Raw genomic sequence first — 18,671 nt, 5'->3', positions numbered from 1 at the left:
AGCCTCCCGATGCTGAAAGATTCCGACATGCAACAGCTCACCCCTGCCCGTATCCGCTCGTCCTTCATTAACGCCAGCCGTTCCGAAACCGCCAAATTGAACCTGCCCAAGAACTTCGACAGCCTTGATTGGGACAGCCTCGACTTCCTGGGCTGGCGCGACGCCAAAATGCCGTTACGCGGCTATCTGGTTCTGCCCGGCCCGGGCGGACCGGTAGCGATCCTGCTCCGGGCACCGGAAGGCGGCGCAAAGAAGAAGCGCGCGGTCCTTTGCGAACTGTGCCGGGACATCCATTCCAAGGACGACGTACTGCTCTGGGTAGCCCGGCGCGCCGGCCAGTCCGGCCGCAACGGAAACACCGTCGGCACCCTGATCTGCGCGGACTTCGGTTGTTGCCGCAACGTGCGCGTTGAACCGCCGGTCAACGAAATCAACCCGGACCCGGGCGCCGTCGTGAGCCGCCAGATCGAAGGCCTGGTGGCACGGACCGCCCAGTTCGTGGGCCGCATCCAGGGCCGGTAGCCCCCGGACCGCCAACGCCGGCGGGGTTGGGTCAGCGCAGGACGATGTCCACCGGATTCGCCTCCGAGCGCCAGGTGCCCTCCGAGCCGGGGGCCGGAGTAACCACCGGGGCGGTGAGGACGCCGGAGCGGTTGGTTCGCTTGTCCCGCAGGATCTCGGTGACCGATCCAAGGTGCCGGGACAGATCGATCACGTTTTCCGGCGCCGCCAGCAGCAGCTGGAAGCCGAACTCGTGCAGCGCCTTGATGCCGGCACCGGCGAATTCCTCCGAGGCCAGCACGAAGGCCTCGTCCATCATCACGGTGCCATAGGTGGTGAAGCCCTGCTCGGCGATGCCCAGCTGGTAGCTTAGCGCTGCGGCCATGATGAAGGCGGTGAAGCGCTGCCGCTCACCGCCGGACATCGAGCCGGTGTCGGCATGCATGAAGACCTCGGTCTTCTTCTTACCGCCCTTCCCGGCGGTCTTGGAACCGGAGTCCTGCACCTCGCGGTGTTCCTTGCACTGGATGAACAGGTGCCCGCGGACATCAAGCACCTCTGCACGCCAGCGCCGGTCCTCGGGAGTCTGCGAACCCAGCCGCTTCACCAGCGTCTCCAGCGACTTGTAGCGGTTGGTGAGCTCGACGTCGTCGTCCGGTTCCGCGCCGGAGCCGGCCACCGGCGGACCTGACTTGCCCGCCCGGGTGTGCCGGACCTTGAGCGCGTTCTGGATGGCGTCCTTGAACTGTTTGGCGGTGGCCGGCATGGTCTGCTTGATGTCGAGTTCCAGGAAGCTGCCTTCGTGGAAGTTGACCTCGGAGAGGATGCCGTTGAGCGGAAGAATGCGGCTTGTGATGGACCGGCGTTCCTCGTCCAGCAAATGCAGCAGGGTGCTGAACGACTCGTGTGTGCGCTGGTTGAAGAACTGCCGGAACTCGGCCTCCTGCGCAGGCAGCCCGTCGCTTACGATGGCGTGGTATCGGGCTTCGAACTCCCCTGCGGCGCCGATCGTGGTGCCGTGGTCCGCCGAAATCGCGGTGCCCCACTCCCGGACGAAGCCCTCGAAGATGCGCGTGAGCCGCTCGGCCGTGGCTTGCCCCCGGAACTCGGCCGCGTGCAGCTCGGCCAGCAGCCTGGTCCGGACCTGGCCTGCCAGATTGTCGAGTTCGTGCATTTCGAGTACGTCCCCGAAGCCGGCGAAGTACGGTTCGAGTGCCGCTGCCGACTGCTCTGACGGCGGCTGCTGGAGCACCCGCGTCCGCGCGGCCTCTAGCAGGGAATCCGCTGCAGTGAGCTGCCCGTCGAGGGTCTTGTACTCGCTTTGCAGCACGGCAGCTGCCTCGGTGCTGGCCTGGTGCTTCTGCCGGGCAACCTCGATCCGGGCCCGGAGCGGTTCCAGGTCGGCCTGTGCGGCTAGGGCGTCCTTGAGCCGCTGCTCAATCCGTGCCAGTTCCTCGCCGGCAACCGCGGCCGAGACCTGTTCCCAGGGCCGATGGTCCTCGGCCACGCGGCGCAAGGCATCCAGCTGGCGGGTCATGCCCTGATGCGACTCTTCCCGGCTTTGGGCAAGTTCGGCGGCCTTGGCGAGTTCCTGTTGGAGGTCCTCCACCTGCGCCGCGACGAGTTCGAGCTTGGCGGCGTTGTCGAAGCCGAGGACGTAGTCCTGCCGTGAGGTGAACCGGTCATCCTTTTCGACACTGTGGCGGTTGCGCTTCACCACCCCGCCCAGACTCAGCCCCTTGTCCAGCCGGGACAGCTCCTCCGGGTCCTCGACGCAGGGGTAGGCGAAGTCCAGGGCAATGCGCTCCCGGACCCATTCGCCTGCCTCGGCCGCAGCTCCAGCGGTGAGGATATCCAGCTTGGTGAGCAGGTCGCCGTCGGCCACGTCCTCCACGGCCAGCGCGCCGCCCGCGAGGGGCTTGGAGATGTCCACCGCGCGCAGCGCGCCGCGGACCTGATGGTCATTGAGGTAACGGGTGACGGCGGCGAAGTGCGTACCCGGGACCAGCAGGGTAGTTGCGAGGCTGCGCAAAGCGCGTTCGGCGGCCGGACGCCACTGTTCCTGGCCCTCGGCCAGGTCGATCAGCTCACCGCCGAAAGGCATCTGCTCCTCGGGGACGCCCGTGGCAGCGGCAATGGCGCTGCGGTTTTCAATGCTCGACGGCGGCAGCAGGGACTTGCGGGTTTTGAGTGAGACGAGTTCCTGCTGGGCGGCGGCGAGTTCACGCTTCCTGGCAGCGTGGCCGTCGAACGCCTCAAAGCGCAGCTCCTTGAGCGCTTCCGAGTCGTCCTTAAGCTCCGCGGAGCGGGCGGCAGCGTGTTCGTGCGCCTGCTCCCACCCGGCGGCGGTCCACTCCAGCTGCAGGCCGGCGTCGGTCAGGGCCTTGCGCGCCGCCTCCTGGACCTGTTCGCGGAGCTTGAGGCCCACCCTGGCGTTCTCCAACGACTGTTCAATCGCGGAGATCGCGTTGCCGCCCTGGTTGTTGTAGTCCGCCTCCAGCTGGCGCAGTTCCTTGGCCAGGCCGTCCCGAATGCCGCGTTCTGCGCTCAGTTGTCGGGCCTTGTCCTGCGCCAGCACCCTAAACCGTTCCCGGGTCTTCTCGTGCACGCTGACGGCCAGCTGCTGTTTATAGGCCTCAAATTCCTCGCCCGTGAGCTCCCGCAACCGGTTTGCGTCCAACAGGGACTGGGCATATTCCTTGTTCAGCCCAGGCACCGGGGCCAGCTGGTCGCGCTGCTGCCGGACATCCTCAAGCCGTTGCCGGATGGACATCAGATTGCTGAATTCCTCGACGACGTCGTCCGCGGCCGCCAGGGTGGCGGGCGCGTCCAGGACCTGGTCACGGAAGAAGGTGTTGACGCTGCCGCCCAGGCCCTTGCCGGCCTGGATCACGCGCAGCAGCGGCAGGGCCTGGTCCGAGTTGATCCCCAGCAGCCGGCGGAAGCGTTCGGCGAAGGCTTTGTGGACATCGAAGATCTGGGCGTCCGGGAAGACCGAGTCCAGCGCTGCCTTGGTGAACCGTTTCTCGGCGATGCTCTCGAGCGCGGCCAGGTCCAGCGGCTTGTGGTCGATGAGGTAGTACCGGCCGACGCTCGATTCGGTACCGTTCTTGGGCAGGTCGAACAACGCGGAGATGGTGACACGGGTGCCGGCAGCGTTGTCGAAAGTCAGTGCGACGGCGGACCACGTCGCCCCGGGGCGCTGGAACGCACTGGCCGAGCCCTCCCCCACCGCTTTGTCTCCCACCTTGCCCCGCATGTACGTGAAGGTGGTGCGCTTGTCCTCAACGGCTCCGCCGGCACGCTGGGCGGCCGCCTCGTTGGAGCGCGGCCGGGCATCGAAGACCCGCAGCATGGCGTCGAACAGCGTGGACTTGCCGACGCCGGAGTTTCCGGTCAGCAGGGTGCCGTTGCGGTCCACGTGCATTGTATGCGCGCCGTGGAATGTACCCCAGTTGACCACCTGGACGAGGGCGAGGCGCATCTGCCCGGGGTTTGTGAGCTCGCCCAGCGGGAGCATGGTTGCGATGCTCACTTGGCTTCCTCTTCCTTGTGGCTGAGTGACGCCGACGGCGATGCCGCCCCATCGACCTCATTGTCCGAGTCGTCGGTGTCTTCAGAGTCGTCCTCAGCGCTAGCAGGGTTCTCGCCGTCGAGGTCCAGGAGGGGTTCGGTGCCGGTGGGATCGGTGCTGGCGGCGATGAGGGCTTCGATTTGTGCCGGGATGTCGCCGATGTTTTCGAAGGGGAGGGCCAACGGGAGGGCGTTAGAGATGGTGAAAACCTCATCCAAGCCGGTGGGGAGTAGGAGTTGGCGGGCCAGGAGCTTGGTGATGGCCCGGTTGACGACGTCTGAATCGCGCAGCGCGTCCTGCTGCCCGGCCGGCTGGTAGTGGGCGACGAGGTCGGCGATTTCCTCCCGCGTAATCGTGGGATCGGTCTGGGCGGTGACGTGGCGGTCCAACAGCAAGCGCAGGCGCAGCAACACGATGGTTTCCACCCGGCTCAGGGCCCGCTGCTGGCGCAGGATGCTGGAGCGGGTGCTGCCACCGATCGCTTCCGGGTCCACCGGTCGCAGTACGGCCACCTTGCGCTCGTGGTCCAGCTGCAGCGTCAGGAACAGCTCGGAGAGGCGGCTGCGCAGGATGAGCTGGTTGTCCAGCAGCGTGGTCCAGAGTTTTTCGTCCCGGCCGCCGTCGATGTACGGCCCCTTGAGCAGTTTCACCAGCGCTTGGCGGACCTTCATGGGCAACACGCCGGTGTCCCCGGGGAAGAGTGCGGCGCCGTCGACGAAAGTGTCCCGCGGGGTGACGGCGAAGGGGTCCGGGTGGACGCGCGCGGGCTCCCGCTCCGGCTCCCGGGCGGGTTCGTAATCCGACTCGTGTCCCGTCCCGGACGTTTCCTGGGAAAGCTCGGTCATCGTTCATCCTTCTTCAGCGTGACGACGGGCAGGTACGCGGTGCGGGTGGTGCCATCGATCTGTTCGAAGTCCAACGGTTCCCAGGCCTGACGGTCAAAATAGGCGCCCTGGTGCAGCGCGTGTGCGAGCAGCGCCCGGATCGAATTAATGTGTTGCTCTTCGTCCGGCAGCTGCGCCCAGGCCTCCCCCAGGGTGGACGCCCCCGCGACGGCGGACCGGATCGCCTGGGGGCTGGCTTTGCCCGTCCTCGGCGAGCGCACCCGGTCGGAGTCGCTGAAGGCGATCGGCTCCGCCAACCTCGGCGGCGCCGCGAACTCGTCCGGGTCGAACAGCTTGACCATTGCCAGGGATTCGAAACCGGCGTTGAACAATACCGGTCCGCGGACCAGGCCTGGACGGTCACGTTCATACGGCAACGAGCGGATCGCTTGCTCCGCCTCGCGCAGCACCCTCCGAAGCCGGACCGACTGGCGGTAATCGTCGCTCTGGACGTACGTGTTGAGGCTTTCGCTGAGCTTGCCGTAGATCCGCTGGATCTGGCTGTGCTGGCTGCGCAGCTCGGCCACCAGGTTTTTCAGCGTCTCGCGTTCGTCCTGGCTGAGCTCGTCGGCGAACTGCCGGCTGAGCACCTCGCCGATCGCGGACCGGAACCGCAGCTGCTGCTGCGGGTCCTCCAGGAAGGCGGTAAAGGACCGGAAGGTCCTGCCCTCCGGGCTCTGCCGCAGCCGCTTGTCCGCCTCCAGCACCTGGGCCATTGTCGCGCCTTTGCTGAGCGATTCCTCGATGATCTGGTTGCGCAACTCGCCAACCAGCTCTTCAATCCGGTCACGCATCTTCTTGTAGTCAGCGGGCAGGCTCGCCGCCAGGTCCAGAATGTTCCCGGCTGCTTCGACGGCTTCTTCGTCGTCGAGCAGACCGTCGAACTCGCCGGAGCTGATGTCCTCAATGAGCTGACGGCGTTCGCCAATCTCCTCCTCAAGCGACTCCAGGCGCGCGCTCTGGTCCGGGTTGGTCTCGTTGGCGAGCTTCTCGACGTCGCCCAGGAGCGTCCCCAGCCGGGACCCGTTGAGGGTGGAGCGCTCACTGGAGAGGCTGTCGAGGAAGGCGAGCACGCGGGCCGCCGGCTCGGTGACCTCGTAGACGATCTGGCCGGACTGGTTGCGGCGGGTGAGGAAGTTCTTGCGGGTCCATTCGTCGCCGAAGCCCTTGCCATTGGAACCCCCGCCGAGTCCCGGGTCTTGCCGTCGGAGCTGTTCAAGGAACGCGTCAACGTCGGCGTGGAACTGTTCCAGCGGCAGTTGCGGCCGGGTCCGGGTAAAGGAGGCTTGCAGCACGGCGATCACCCAAGGCGCGGAACGGGTCAGCGCCCAGGCTGGTCCCTTGGTGAGGAGCTCGAGGTCCCGGAGCCGGGCGCCGATTGCGTCGGCGGAGGACACAGCCGAACGGGGCACTTTTCTCCAATCGCTGGAGGTGGGTGGGGCAGCGGACCAGGGAAACTGCCAGATACAAGGTTAACGCAGGGCTGGCCGGAACGGTGTGAAGTCCGACCAAAGGCAGGAGCGGGCGCACGTCCGGTGCCGCCGCAACCGGCCGCCATCCTGTTACGGATGTTACTGGTGGGATTATTGTCACCTGCCTGTGACCTACGCCTGAGTAGCATTTCGATCCCGTATCAACCGGCAGCGGCACGCCCGGGAGCACTGGCCGGGCTCTCTTACCGCCCCCTACGCTCAGGTTACCGATTCAGCCGAGTAACGGTGCAGGAGGAAGAATGCAGTTCGATATAAGTGCGGTAGAAACCAGCACGATGGTGTTCGCTGGAACCTTGGTCTTCGCCATGACAATTACCGCCTTCATCCTGACGGCAGCCTTCGCGGCCCTGGCACTGCTGGGAGTCGGGCGGCTGGCCTGGTTCATCGCAGCGAGCCTCCTGCTCGGTCTGGTCCACGGCATCAACGAGACCTGGGACCGGCTGCTGCATCACGCCCGCAGGGTGGAGCTTCCAAGCGACTTCCCTGGTGATCTAATCGGGCAGCCCTCCCCTAGTACAGGCACCTACCCGCGGGTAGTATTGCGGGACAGCTGAAGGGTCCTCCACCCGCGGCGGATCCAGGGCTCGAGCCGGCCAACCGGTTAGAGGAGATGCCCAGTGAGCTCCGCCATCGATAACCCCGCAACCCAAGATCCAGCCGCCGGCGGCACCGACACCGCGGTCCCGGGAATCCCGGAGACCATCGGGCCCGAGGCTTCCGCTGCCGATGCCCGGGCCATTGCCGAAGCAGCCCGCGAAACCACTTGGGACCGGCCCAGCTTTGCGAAGGGCCTTTACCTGGGCAGCTTCGACCTGAGCCTCATCCACCCCTGGCCGCAAGCGCCGGCAGACGACGTCGAACGTGGTGAAGCGTTCATGGAACGGCTCACCGCATACTGCCGCACCATGTCGGGTCGCAGAATTGAGCGGGACGCGAAAATTCCGGACGAATACCTGGACGGGCTCGCCGACCTGGGGGTCTTTGGCATGAAGATCCCCCGCGAATACGGCGGGCTGGGTCTCTCGCTCGTCTACTACGGCCGGGCTTTGGCGCTGCTGGGCTCGGTGCATCCGAGTATCGGAGCGCTCTTGTCCGCTCACCAATCCATCGGGGTGCCGGAACCGGTGAAGGTTTTCGGCACGCCTGAGCAGAAGCGGGAGTACCTGCCGCGCTGTGCCGCCGGCGCGGTGACGGCGTTCCTGTTGACCGAACCCGACGTCGGCAGCGACCCGGCCCGGATGGGCAGCACCGCCGTTCCCTCGGAGGACGGGAGTTCCTACCTGCTGGACGGGGTGAAGCTGTGGACCACCAACGGGGTCATCGCGGAACTCGTGGTGGTCATGGCGGTCGTCCCGGCGCACACCGACGCCGACGGTTCCGCCCACAAGGGCGGCATCAGTGCTTTCGTCGTGGAAATGGACTCCCCCGGCATTACCGTTGAGAACCGCAACAGCTTCATGGGCCTGCGCGGCATCGAGAACGGCGTGACTCGTTTCCACCAGGTCCGGGTGCCGGCCGCCAACCGGCTGGGCCGGGAAGGCCAAGGCCTGAGGATCGCACTCACCACGCTCAATACCGGCCGGCTCGCCCTCCCTGCGCTGTGTGTCGCCTCCGGCCGCTGGAGCTTGAAGATCGCAAGGGAATGGTCGACCGCCCGCACCCAGTGGGGCCGGCCCGTCGGCCAGCACGAGGCGGTGGGCACGAAGATCGCCTTCATCGCCGCGAGCGCCTTCGCCCTCGACGCCGTCTTCGAGCTCTGCGCGGAAATGGCCGACGCCGGCCAGAAGGACGTCCGCATCGAAGCTGCCCTTGCGAAATTGTGGGCTACCGAGATCAGCTGCCGGATTGCGGACGAACTGGTTCAGATCCGCGGCGGCCGGGGTTTCGAAACCGCGGACTCGCTGGAGGCCCGCGGCGAGCGTGCAGTTCCGGCCGAACAGCAGTTGCGGGACCTGCGCATCAACCGGATCTTTGAGGGGTCCTCGGAAATCATGCGGCTGTTGATCGCGCGGGAAGCAGTGGACGCCCATTTGGCCGCCGCGGGGGCCCTCGCCTCGCAGGACGCCAGCCTGTCCGAAAAGGCAAAGGCCGCCGTCGGCGCCTCCGGTTTCTACGCGCGGTGGTTGCCAAAGCTCGTGGCCGGAACAGGCATGGACCCGCGTTCTTTCGGTGACTTCGGCCGGCTCGCGAGGCACTTGCGTTTTGTGGAGCGGGCCTCGCGGCGGCTGGCCCGGCAGACCTTCTACGCGATGGGCCGCTGGCAGGCGAAACTGGAGCACAAGCAGGCATTTCTTGGCCGGATTGTGGACATTGGTGCCGAGCTGTTCGCAATGGCGGCGTGCTGCTCGCGGGCAGAGATGTTGCTGCGGACCTCTCCGGAACGCGGCGCCTCAGCCTACGAACTCGCGGATGCTTACTGCGAGCAAGCAAGGGTCCGGGTCGAGGAATACTTCGAGCAGCTTTGGCGCAATACCGACGACGGCGACCGCGCCTTGACGCGCAAGGTTCTCGCCGGGGATTACGAGTGGCTCGAGGCCGGGGTGCTGGATCAGTCCGAGGGGACCGGGCCCTGGATCGCTGACGCGACTCCCCGCGCCTCAACGAAGGAAAACCTGCACCGAACCTATCGCTGACGTGCGGTTATGTCGGCCCGACCCGGCTCGTGGCTCAATAGTAAGCATCCTTGCTATTGGGCTCGGGGGCATGGTTAGGTGGAGTAAGACCTGATGACGGTCGAAGCATTGCGGTGCCCGGCTCAAACGATGAGCGCGGGACAATCAATGAAAGCGAGCAGCCATCATGAGCAGCACAGTAGGCCCCGAAGACAGCGCTCCGCGCCGCGCCCGCGAGGACGACGCCACCCTCGGTCACGATGACCGGATCCACGACGCCCGCGAGGCGGGCGCAACCGCTGAACGGCCCGTCGTCGCCGAGCGGAGCCACCGGTCAGAGGACCGCGCCGACTACCGGGACGAGGACCGCGCAGAAACCAGGGCAGAAACCCGGACGTCGCGCACCGACGATACCCGCGCTTTCCCCGCCGCACCCGTCGCAGGAGCGACGGCTGGCGGGACGGCAGCCAGCCGCGACACCGGCGTAATCCACGGAACCCGGCATGACCGGCAGGACCGCCTTGAACGGGACACCGTCGTCGAGGAGGTCCCCACCCGCGAGACGGTGGTGGCCCGTGAAAAGGAGCAGTTCGGCGGCATCAAGGTGGGATCGGCGTTCTTCGGTTGGCTCGCGGCCACCGGCATGGCTGTGTTGCTGACCGCCCTGGTCGCCGCCGCAGGCACAGCCGTCGGCCTCGCCACCAACACCAACGTCAACGAGGCCGTCAACCAGGCGACGAACAACCAAAGCGTAGGGATCGCCGGCATCATCGCGCTGCTGGTGATTCTCTTCGTGTCGTATTACTGCGGCGGTTACGTGGCAGGCCGAATGGCTCGCTTCAACGGCGCGCGCCAAGGCCTGATGGTGTGGATCTGGGCCATTATCGCGGCCGTCATTGTCGCTATCCTGGCCGCGACCGCAGGACAGCAGTTCAACGTCCTCGCGAACCTGAACAGCTTCCCCCGGATCCCGGTCAACGAAGGCCAACTCACCACCATGAGCCTTATCGCCGCCATCGTTGTAGCCGTCGTGGCCCTCATTGGCGCCATGCTGGGCGGCCTTGCCGGCATGCGTTTCCACCGCAAGGTGGACCGCGCCGGCTTCACCCCGGTGGAAACGGTCGAGGAGCGCTAGGCCAGCTTCATCGCCCCGAGGTAGTACCAGCGGCGGGCGCGGCGCACGAAACGGCTTGTTTCCTGCTGAAGCCCACGCTCGCCGTCGTGCCTGAAGTATGCCTTGAACTCCACGACCCCGTCGCTGTCCAGCGGACCGCCGGCGCTGGTTGAGACAATGTCCAGTCGCCGCCACTGGATCTCGGGATCGAGCTCCAGCAGGCCAGGGCGGGTGTCCGGGTGCCAGGTCCGCAGCAAGTAGCCGGCGTCGAGAACCACGAAGGCGGCGTAGCGGGACCGCATGAGCTGTTCCGCCGTCGGCGCCTCCGCTTCGCCGCGGTGGTACCGGCCGCAGCAGTCGTTGTACTGCTCACCGGACAGGCACGGGCAGTTGCCTTCGTACGGGATGCCCGCGGGCTGTGAGCCGGTGTCCTGAGGGTGCGGCAATGGAAGTCCTTCCGACGGGCCGGACCGGGTCCGGCGGGGATCCCTTCGACTATAGGCGCCGCATCTCGCGGCCTTTACGTCCCAAACGGCAGCCGCGGGTCGATTTCCTGGTTCTCCCAGCTCTGGCGTATCCAGCCGTGGTGCGGATCATCGCTGATGAGCCATTCCCGAACAGGACCGGGGCCCGCCATGACGTTCAGGTAGTACAGGTCGTAACCGGGAGCCGCCATTGCGGGGCCGTGCCAGCCATAGGGCACAAGGACGACATCGCCGGTGCGGACCTCGGCTGAAACGTCGATGGGGCGCGCGTCGGACGCGTAGACGCGCTGATAGCCAATGGCATCTGCGCCCGGGGGCGCCCCCGAACCGGCCGCGGTCTGCGTCTCGAAGTAATAGATCTCCTCGAGGCTGGTTTCGCCCTCTTTTTCCTCGTCATGTTTGTGTGGCGGGTAGGAGGACCAGTTGCCGGCGGGGGTGAGGACCTCGCACACAATGAACCGGTCGGCTTCCAGCACCGCAGGGGTGCCAAAATTGTGGACCTGGCGGGAGCAGTTGCCCGCTCCGCGCAGTTCGACCGGTATCTCTGCTGCTCGCACCAGCCTGGTGGGGTACGAGGCTTTGGCCGGCGCGGTGGCTATGGCAACCCGGCCGCCGCCGTCAGATCTAACGGTGACCATCCGCTCCGAGCCTGAGTAGAGAACGTCGCTCGGCCCGTGGAACACCGAAGGCCGGCCGTGCAGGTGGTGCTCCCTGCCGTCCACAAGGACGTTGAATGATCCGTTGAGCGGAACGATAAGGCGTTCCTCGGCGGCTGCGGGAAGTACGACCTCGGTGCCCGCCGTGAGGGTGGCCACCTTCAACCCCGTGTGGCTCCACCCTTCGGCAGGGAGGGGGGAACCGGACGCCCCAAGGGAGACATCCCATCTGCCGTCTGCTGCCGTTCCGAGCGGGTAGACCCAGTTGGTCATGGAGCCGTTCCTTACGTTCGGTCAGCAGGACATGTCAGCTATGCGCCGATGGTAGCAGGGCGGGGTTCCGGGTGGCCGGGAACCTTCGCGTGGATCCTCAGAAAATCGGTCCGCCGTCGCTGCCCGGTCCCGCGCCAGTCGTGATTGCCGCCTCGAGGGCGTGGAAGGTATCAGCTTGGATACATCCTGCCGCATACGCCCTTTCGCCTCGTGTCCGGCGGCGAGTTCTCCGTATGGTTAGAAGTGCTGTTGAGCGGCGAGACAAGCAACGACCTCGCGGCAAACTGTGGACTGGAGAGGCGAAGTGGAAGACCCTACGACGATGGCAATGAACCTGACTTTTTTCGCCACCCTCGGGATCGGCCTCGTCATGTTCGTGGGAGTGTTCATCGCTTTCGTCGCCATTTTGCTCCTCGCTGGAGTGGGCCGGCTGGTGGCCACTGCAGGCGCTGCCCTGTTCCGCCGCCGCACTCCCGCCCTTGTGCCCGTGGGGCTGACTACGGCGTCCGTGAAGGCGGGAAACCCGGCAAAGCCGGCGCGCAGGGAAGCTCAGCTGTCCCCCGAGTGGGCCGCCGCCGTCGAGCGCGCCGACTTCCGGGCCAGTGCGCGGGCGAAGGCGGCTGCGGCTCCCGAGGTGAAGGTTTCGGTCCGCGAAGTACCCAGCCCCGACGCCGAGCGCAAGGCCAGCTGAAGCCTTACCCGCGAGGGGCATCTGGGCTACGTTGGAACCCATGGAATTCAGATACCTCGGCCACAGCGGCTTCAAAATCTCAGAAATCACCTTCGGCAACTGGCTTACCCACGGCTCTCAAGTGGAAAACGACGTCGCCACCCAGTGCGTGCGTGCCGCGCTCGACGCCGGCATCAGCACCTTTGACACCGCCGACGTCTACGCCAACACTGCCGCGGAGACCGTCCTGGGCGAGGCGCTGAAAGACGAGCGGCGCGAGTCGCTGGAGATTTTCACCAAGGTCTTTGGCCCCACCGGTCCCAAGGGGCACAACGATCTGGGCCTTTCCCGCAAGCACATCATGGAGTCCATCAACGGGTCACTGTCCCGGTTGCAGACGGACTACGTGGACCTGTACCAGGCCCACCGCTACGACTTCGAGACGCCGCTGGAAGAGACTATGCAGGCCTTCGCTGACATCGTGCGGCAGGGCAAAGCCCTGTACATCGGGGTCAGCGAATGGACCGCCAGCCAGATTCGCGAGGGCCACGCCCTCGCGAAGGAGCTCGGCTTCCAGCTCATTTCCAACCAGCCGCAGTACTCCATGCTCTGGCGCGTCATCGAGGCGGAGGTCGTCCCCACCTCCGAGGAGCTCGGCCTGTCCCAGATTGTCTGGTCCCCCATGGCACAGGGCGTGCTCAGCGGTAAGTACCACCCGGGCAAACCGGCCCCCGAGGGCAGCCGGGCGACCGATTCAAAGGGTGGCGCCCGGATGATCGAGCGCTGGATGTCCGATGAGGTCCTTACCGGCGTGCAGCAGCTCAAGCCGATCGCCGATGAGGCGGGGCTGACGATGGCGCAGCTGAGCATTGCGTGGGTGTTGCAGAACAAGAACGTGGCGTCGGCGATCATGGGCGCATCCCGGCCGGAGCAGATCGAGAAGAATGTGGCGGCCGCCGGCGTGAAGCTGGATCAGGAGGTCCTGGACAAGATCGACGCCGCCATCGGATCCCTCGCCGAGCGTGACCCTGCGCAGACCAAGTCACCGGCCTCCCGGGAGGCCTGACCGGAGGGGTCTCCTTTTGTTGGCCGTCAGTACCGGGCGCCGCGCCGCGTCTGCTTGGTATTGACGGCCTCGAAGTGCCGGCGTACACCTGAGAGCAGGCGACGCCGGCCGATTCCCGGCTGGCGCCGAAAGCCGGACCTCGCAGAATCGCAGTCCCATGCCGAAGCAACTGTCCAAGCACATCTCCCCCGTTCTGGCACGGCGCAGGCAGACGGAACGGCTGGCGGTGCACCCGGCGGAACCCAGTGACGGACCGCTCACCGCGGAAGAGTTGCAACTTGCGGTGCGGAACCACTCGATGCCGCTGGAGGCACTCCGGAATGACGTAACTCCGCCCGGACTGCACTATCTGCTGGACCATTTCGACATCCCGGCCATCGACGGGAACAGTTGGCACCTGCGGATCGGCGGCGCGGTGGAGCGGTCCCTGGAACTGAACCTGCGTGCGCTGAGCCGGGCGCCAAGCATCAGCGTCCCGGTCACGCTGGAGTGCGCGGGCAACGGCCGATCCCTGCTCAAGCCCCGGCCGCTGAGCCAGCCATGGACACTGGAGGGCGTGGGCACAGCGGTGTGGACCGGCGTGCCGTTGGCCTACCTGCTGGCCCAGGCGGGCGTCGACGACGACGCCGTGGAGGTCGCTTTCACCGGTGCCGACGCCGGCATCCAGGGCGGGGTCCGGCAGCAGTACGCGCGAAGCCTGCCGGTGGACCAGGCCCTTCGACCCGATGTCGTGCTTGCTTACCGGATGAACGGCACGCAACTACCGCCCCAGCACGGGTTTCCGCTGCGGCTGGTGGTCCCGGGCTGGTACGGCATGGCCAGCGTCAAGTGGCTCTCCTCAATCAAGGTGCTGTCCAAGCCTTTCGCCGGTTTCCAGCAGTCGGTGGCCTACCGCTACCAGCAGGACGCGGACGACCCCGGCACCCCCGTTTCGTGGATGAAAGTCCGGGCACTCATGGTTCCGCCCGGCGTTCCGGATTTCTTCACCCGGCAGCGGATTATGCCCGCCGGCCCGGTGATGCTGAGCGGACGGGCCTGGTCCGGCCACGGCAGGGTGACGCGTGTCGATGTCGGGATCGACGGCACGTGGCTGCCGGCACAAGTGGCTCAGCCTCCTGCTCCTTTTGCGTGGTCAGCCTGGTCACTGCCGTGGGTGGCGGATCCCGGGGACCACGAACTGTCCTGCCGGGCCACGGACGCTACCGGGGCCACCCAGCCACTTGACCAGGTCTGGAATTACCAGGGCATGGGCAACAACGCGGTGCAGCGAATCAAGGTCACGGTGGAATAGCTGGGCTAGGGGCGGTTCCTTCCCGGTTGCGCTGCAGGCGGCGCTGCCCAGATACGGGAGGCGCTGCTCAGGACCGGGGCGGCGCAGCCGGCCCGGGGGGCAGCGGGCTCTCGGGCCCGGGCGTGCGGCCTTGTTCCGGCCCGTTTCCGGTCCCCGGCGGCGGAGGACTGTCCTGGCTGCCGCGGCCCTCGTGAACTTCCGGTGGAACCGATGCGGGTGGACCACCAATGCCGAAATAGCCCGACGACCGGCCGTACTGGCCCCGCTCGCCGGCCCCCGGGGGCGTCTGGCCGTACGGTTGCGGTGCTTGGCCGTACACCGGCGTCGTCGAAGGTCCGGGCCCGACCGGTTGCAGATCGCCCGGGTCAGTGGGCCCCATGTCCAGGTGGAACGGCGGGTATTCGTCCCGCATGAGGGCTACGTACGTGATCACCCGGTATATCCACCGATTCAGGCCCATGAGCAGGTCGAACAAGCCCCGCCAGTACTGCCCGGTGAAGAGCAGGACCACGCCGGCAATGAGCACCAGCAGCCCGATCAAGGAGATGCCCGCGTTCTGCTCGATCCATCGACCATCGTCCCAGTACCCTTCGCGAGCGCCCCACACCCGGGTGGTCCCGGTGAGGACACCGACGATCAACAGGTGCGGAATTGCCAGCAACCAGGACTTCACGAGGACCAGCCCGTGCGACAGCTTCGCCGGATAGTCGACGTCGAAGTCCGCCGGATAACCGGTGCGGGCGAGTGTAAAGGGCGGGTACTGGTCCGTTCCGAGGGCCGAGTAGGAGTAGAAGGCCACACGCCAACTCCAGCGGATGACGCCGACGTTGAAATTAAAGATCGAGCGCGGATAACGGCCGGTGAAGAGGATCGCGAACCCGGCCACGATCGTGGTGACGACAAAAGCGAACCAGAGGAAAAACAACACGATGAAGTGCGGGATGGCAAGGAACCATTTGACCAACCACAGCCAGCGGGACAGCTGCGGTTCCAGATAGCCGCTCAGCCGGGCCGGATAAACATATCCGCCCGGCGGCGGGCCGGAGGCGGGGGGTTCCGGATAGCCAGCGGGAACCCGGGGGTAGGGCGCCCCGTTGTGTGGTTGCCCGGCGTACGGTAGACCGTTGCGCCCCTGACCTTGCGTAGCGGCGGCGTACTGCGGGCCGTGCGGCGGACCTCCCCGGCCGAGCCCGGCCGCGCCGGCCACGATCAGCGGGACGCCGATAGCGAGCAACGCGATGCCACCGATCAGCAGACCAATGAACACCGGCCAGAGGAGGTCCGAGCGCGCACCGCCGCGCAGGTCAACAGACACCGGGCTGCTTGCGTCGGCGTTCATAATCACCACTGCCCAGTTACCGGAGCGCAGATTCCATTGGAGTTCCTGGGTACCTGGGCCGCTGGCGGAGGCCGCCCAGAAGGTCTGCTCGGTCGGCCGGGCCGGGGGCATGCTGCCGGAAACATCGTTGTACTGGACCCGGAAGGGTGAGAAGCGGACCTCGACCAGTTCCGAGTGCTTGACGTTGTTCAGATACGAGGCAACATCGCTCTGAGGGGCAATGCCGATGAAAATCTGCCGGGCGGAGTCGGCTGTCGAACCGCGGAGCATCACGCTGCCGGCGATCCCTGCCGGGTCGACGCCGGCGGGTCCGGCGTCGGACATGACGTTGAGCCGCGGAGAGGTCAAGGCATAGGAGTCAACGCTGTAGCGTTCCGACGGGGTGGTGAAGTAGCGGCCGTCGCGTTGCTGGTAGTTGGCCCAGCCGGAAAAGGCAGCGCCAGCCAGAAGTCCCAGGCCCAGCAACGCAGCAAGCGTGCCAAGCACCAGCATGACGATCCGGCCCGGTTTCATGACTGGTCCAACGCCTCCAGCAGGGACTTGCCCCATCGCGCCGCCTTCTCGATTTCGCCGGGGCGCAACGGCCCCTCGCTGCCCTGGACGTAGAAGGGCATGGGCTCGGAGATCAGGTCGGCCCCCTGGTCCCGGAGGGTGTGCGCCATCTTCTTTGCCGCGTCCCCGTGAATGAACATCCGCACGCGGGTATCGAAAGCGGCCGCCTTAACCCCCTTGAGATGCCCGTCCCCGAGGGCACTGAGCAGTTCGGCGATTTTCGGCGTCGGACGCCAGCCGTTGATCGGACTGCCGAGAATCAGCAGATCCCCGGCCAGAAGGTCCACCGGCCGGAAGTCACCGACCGGTATCGGGCTGGTCGCGAGCGCGCCGAGCGAACCGGCCACGGCTTCGGCCACCGATTTCGTGTTGCCGAACGCCGAATCGTAAACAATGTGGGCTCTCACGCGGTAAGCACCACCTTCAGGGCCTTCGTTTCCGCAGCCCGGGCAAAGGTGTCATACGCCTCGATGAACTGGTCGAAACTGAAGTGGTGGGTGGCGAATTTCCCTGCCGGCACCTTGTTCTGGGCCACCAGCTTGAGCAGCATGGGGGTGGTGTTGGCATTGACCAGACCCATGCTGATGTTGATGTTCTGGATCCACAGGTCTTCCACGTGCAGCTCCACAGACTTGCCGTGCACCCCCACGTTGGCGACGTTGCCGCCCGGCCTGACAATATCCGTGCACATGTTGAAGGTGGCCGGGATGCCGACCGCTTCGATGGCCACATCCACCCCCTGCCCGTCCGTCAGGGCCAAGACCCGGTTCTTCCAGTCGGCGTCGCCGGAGAGCACCACGTCTGTCGCACCGAACTCCCGCGCCTTTTCCAGCCGGTTGGCGTCCAGGTCGACGGCGATGATGGTGGCGGCACCGTACAGGCCGGCTGTCGCGATGGCTGCCAGTCCTACCGGCCCGGCGCCCACTACGGCGACCGTGTCGCCGGGCTTGACCCGGCCGTACTGCACGCCGATTTCAAACCCGGTGGGGAGAATGTCGGACAGCATAACGGCCTGCTCGTCGCTCACACCCTCCGGCAGCAGGTGCAGCGAATTTTCGGCGTAAGGAACGCGAACGTATTCAGCCTGCGTCCCGTCGATCAAATGGCCGAAGACCCAGCCGATCCCGGCCTGGCCCTCCTCGCCCATGCAGTGCGAGTACAGGCCGGTCTTGCAGTTTGCACAATGGCCGCAGGATTTGATGCACGAAATAATGACACGGTCCCCCACCTTGAGGCCCGTTACCGAGGAACCCGCCTCGGTGATGGTCCCAACGCCCTCGTGGCCTAGGATCCGCCCCTCCGTTACGGCGGGGACATCCCCTTTGAGGATGTGGAGGTCCGTGCCGCAGATGGTTGTGGTGTCCACGCGGACGATCACATCGGTGGGATGCTGGAGCTTCGGCTCTGGCACCTCCGTCCAGGACTTCTGACCGGGACCGCCGTACACCAGCGCTTTCATGCAAGCTCCTTGAGTCGGAGAATGACCGGCGGATCGATGATTCGCAGCTGGCAAGGGGTGACGGAGGAGTCGATTCCGGATGAAATGACGGACTGACGCGCATGTTCCTGCAGTTCATCAAAGGCGGCTCCGCTGACCCTTGCATGGGCCAGGTCGACGATGATCTCGTAGCCGGCAAGCTTGGAAGTGACGCGGCGGCAGACGACATGAAGGGCGCGGATGTTCGCCATGGTGACGACGCCCCGCACCTCCACCCGAGCGGACTCTGCGCTGGTGTCAATCCGAATGACCACCTTGATCCTCGGATCACCGTGCGACGGATGGGCGTGGAAAGACCTGGCTCGGCTGGTCTGGTTCATTTGGCGCACCGTAGTCATACGGCCTCAGCGCTCCCGCTCGGCACAAACGCGCTGATCGGTCGGCGCCGAGCGTTCAAACTTGCACTACTCATGATGGCGGGTCCCCTGTCTTTCCTGCCCAAGCTGGAAAGTGGATATGCCATTTCCTCACCCCAGGGTCATAGCGAGACCGATATTTCGTACGGAGCGATTCGTCCCCCAATTCCTGAATGTCGTGCAGGAATCGCTCCTAGTCCAGAGTGGCCTGCCCCCGCCGGCGAGCAAAGGGGCAAAAGTCCCTTGCGGCAGTCCAAAGTTGCCGCGCCGGGGTTGCTGTGACGCTAGTGGCTGCCGGGACCGGGAT

16 protein-coding genes are annotated in these 18,671 nt (G+C 66.0%); 7 read left to right on the top strand and 9 right to left on the bottom strand.

Annotated elements, in window-relative coordinates; all coding sequences use genetic code 11:
• The first annotated feature begins 27 nt into the window (after positions 1–27).
• The gene (locus QFZ61_RS04445) at positions 28–522 is read left to right on the top strand and encodes an FBP domain-containing protein (protein WP_307033684.1); all 495 of its coding nucleotides are present in this window, start codon (positions 28–30) and stop codon (positions 520–522) included.
• A gap of 31 nt (positions 523–553) precedes the next feature.
• Here the strand turns inward: QFZ61_RS04445 and QFZ61_RS04440 are convergent, their stop codons facing one another.
• The 3 genes from QFZ61_RS04440 to QFZ61_RS04430 are packed head-to-tail and all read right to left on the bottom strand — an operon-like array spanning position 554 to position 6,371.
• Positions 554–4,036, bottom strand: a complete 3,483-nt coding sequence (locus QFZ61_RS04440; protein ID WP_307033683.1) for an ATP-binding protein — start codon at positions 4,034–4,036, stop codon at positions 554–556.
• Complete coding sequence (locus QFZ61_RS04435) at positions 4,033–4,920, bottom strand: DUF4194 domain-containing protein (protein ID WP_307033681.1); 888 nt, start codon at positions 4,918–4,920, stop codon at positions 4,033–4,035. Before QFZ61_RS04435 ends, QFZ61_RS04440 begins: the two co-directional genes overlap by 4 nt.
• Entirely contained in the window at positions 4,917–6,371 is a 1,455-nt protein-coding gene (locus QFZ61_RS04430) for a DUF3375 family protein (protein WP_307033679.1), read from the bottom strand. Before QFZ61_RS04430 ends, QFZ61_RS04435 begins: the two co-directional genes overlap by 4 nt.
• Positions 6,372–6,691: 320 nt before the next feature.
• On the opposite strand from QFZ61_RS04430, the gene QFZ61_RS04425 reads away from it, so the two are divergent.
• The 3 genes from QFZ61_RS04425 (at position 6,692) to QFZ61_RS04415 (ending at position 10,199) form a co-directional block, all read left to right on the top strand.
• Positions 6,692–7,006, top strand: coding sequence for a hypothetical protein (locus tag QFZ61_RS04425; RefSeq protein ID WP_307033677.1), 315 nt, complete (start codon positions 6,692–6,694; stop codon positions 7,004–7,006).
• Between the two features lie 63 nt (positions 7,007–7,069).
• Entirely contained in the window at positions 7,070–9,085 is a 2,016-nt protein-coding gene (locus tag QFZ61_RS04420) for an acyl-CoA dehydrogenase family protein (protein WP_307033675.1), read from the top strand.
• Between the two features lie 166 nt (positions 9,086–9,251).
• Complete coding sequence (locus QFZ61_RS04415) at positions 9,252–10,199, top strand: hypothetical protein (RefSeq protein WP_307033673.1); 948 nt, start codon at positions 9,252–9,254, stop codon at positions 10,197–10,199.
• Here QFZ61_RS04415 and QFZ61_RS04410 read toward each other — a convergent pair.
• Entirely contained in the window at positions 10,196–10,624 is a 429-nt protein-coding gene (locus QFZ61_RS04410) for a YchJ family protein (protein WP_307033672.1), read from the bottom strand. The two genes, QFZ61_RS04415 and QFZ61_RS04410, sit on opposite strands and share 4 nt — an antisense overlap.
• Before the next feature lie 74 nt (positions 10,625–10,698).
• Positions 10,699–11,592 (bottom strand): 5-deoxy-glucuronate isomerase, encoded by an 894-nt coding sequence (gene iolB / locus QFZ61_RS04405; protein WP_307033670.1) that lies wholly within the window; start codon positions 11,590–11,592, stop codon positions 10,699–10,701.
• Positions 11,593–11,920: 328 nt separating this feature from the next.
• Here iolB and QFZ61_RS04400 point away from each other — a divergent pair, with 328 nt between their 5' ends.
• The 3 genes from QFZ61_RS04400 (at position 11,921) to QFZ61_RS04390 (ending at position 14,619) form a co-directional block, all read left to right on the top strand.
• On the top strand, positions 11,921–12,283 hold the full coding sequence (locus QFZ61_RS04400) for a hypothetical protein (RefSeq protein ID WP_307033668.1): 363 nt from the start codon (positions 11,921–11,923) through the stop codon (positions 12,281–12,283).
• A gap of 40 nt (positions 12,284–12,323) precedes the next feature.
• Positions 12,324–13,328: an aldo/keto reductase family protein gene (locus QFZ61_RS04395; RefSeq protein WP_307033666.1), complete on the top strand. Its 1,005-nt coding sequence runs from the start codon at positions 12,324–12,326 to the stop codon at positions 13,326–13,328.
• Positions 13,329–13,485: 157 nt separating this feature from the next.
• Complete coding sequence (locus tag QFZ61_RS04390) at positions 13,486–14,619, top strand: sulfite oxidase (protein ID WP_307033664.1); 1,134 nt, start codon at positions 13,486–13,488, stop codon at positions 14,617–14,619.
• Between the two features lie 67 nt (positions 14,620–14,686).
• Here QFZ61_RS04390 and QFZ61_RS04385 read toward each other — a convergent pair whose 3' ends face one another.
• The 4 genes from QFZ61_RS04385 to QFZ61_RS04370 are packed head-to-tail and all read right to left on the bottom strand — an operon-like array spanning position 14,687 to position 18,328.
• A complete protein-coding gene (locus QFZ61_RS04385) occupies positions 14,687–16,471 on the bottom strand; it encodes a DUF4389 domain-containing protein (RefSeq protein ID WP_307033662.1) in 1,785 nt (594 codons plus the stop codon).
• Positions 16,468–16,917: a flavodoxin gene (locus tag QFZ61_RS04380; protein WP_307033660.1), complete on the bottom strand. Its 450-nt coding sequence runs from the start codon at positions 16,915–16,917 to the stop codon at positions 16,468–16,470. The genes QFZ61_RS04385 and QFZ61_RS04380 overlap by 4 nt, the downstream gene beginning before the upstream one ends.
• Positions 16,914–17,969 (bottom strand): zinc-dependent alcohol dehydrogenase family protein, encoded by a 1,056-nt coding sequence (locus QFZ61_RS04375; RefSeq protein WP_307033657.1) that lies wholly within the window; start codon positions 17,967–17,969, stop codon positions 16,914–16,916. The genes QFZ61_RS04380 and QFZ61_RS04375 overlap by 4 nt, the downstream gene beginning before the upstream one ends.
• Entirely contained in the window at positions 17,966–18,328 is a 363-nt protein-coding gene (locus QFZ61_RS04370) for a hypothetical protein (RefSeq protein WP_307033655.1), read from the bottom strand. The genes QFZ61_RS04375 and QFZ61_RS04370 overlap by 4 nt, the downstream gene beginning before the upstream one ends.
• Positions 18,329–18,671: the final 343 nt, after the last annotated feature.

Origin of the sequence: Arthrobacter sp. B3I4, from assembly GCF_030816855.1 — a bacterium.
Classification (GTDB): Bacteria; Actinomycetota; Actinomycetes; order Actinomycetales; family Micrococcaceae; genus Arthrobacter.
The sequence above is the reverse complement of the archived record's forward strand: the minus strand, read 5'-3'. Positions and strand labels throughout refer to the sequence as shown.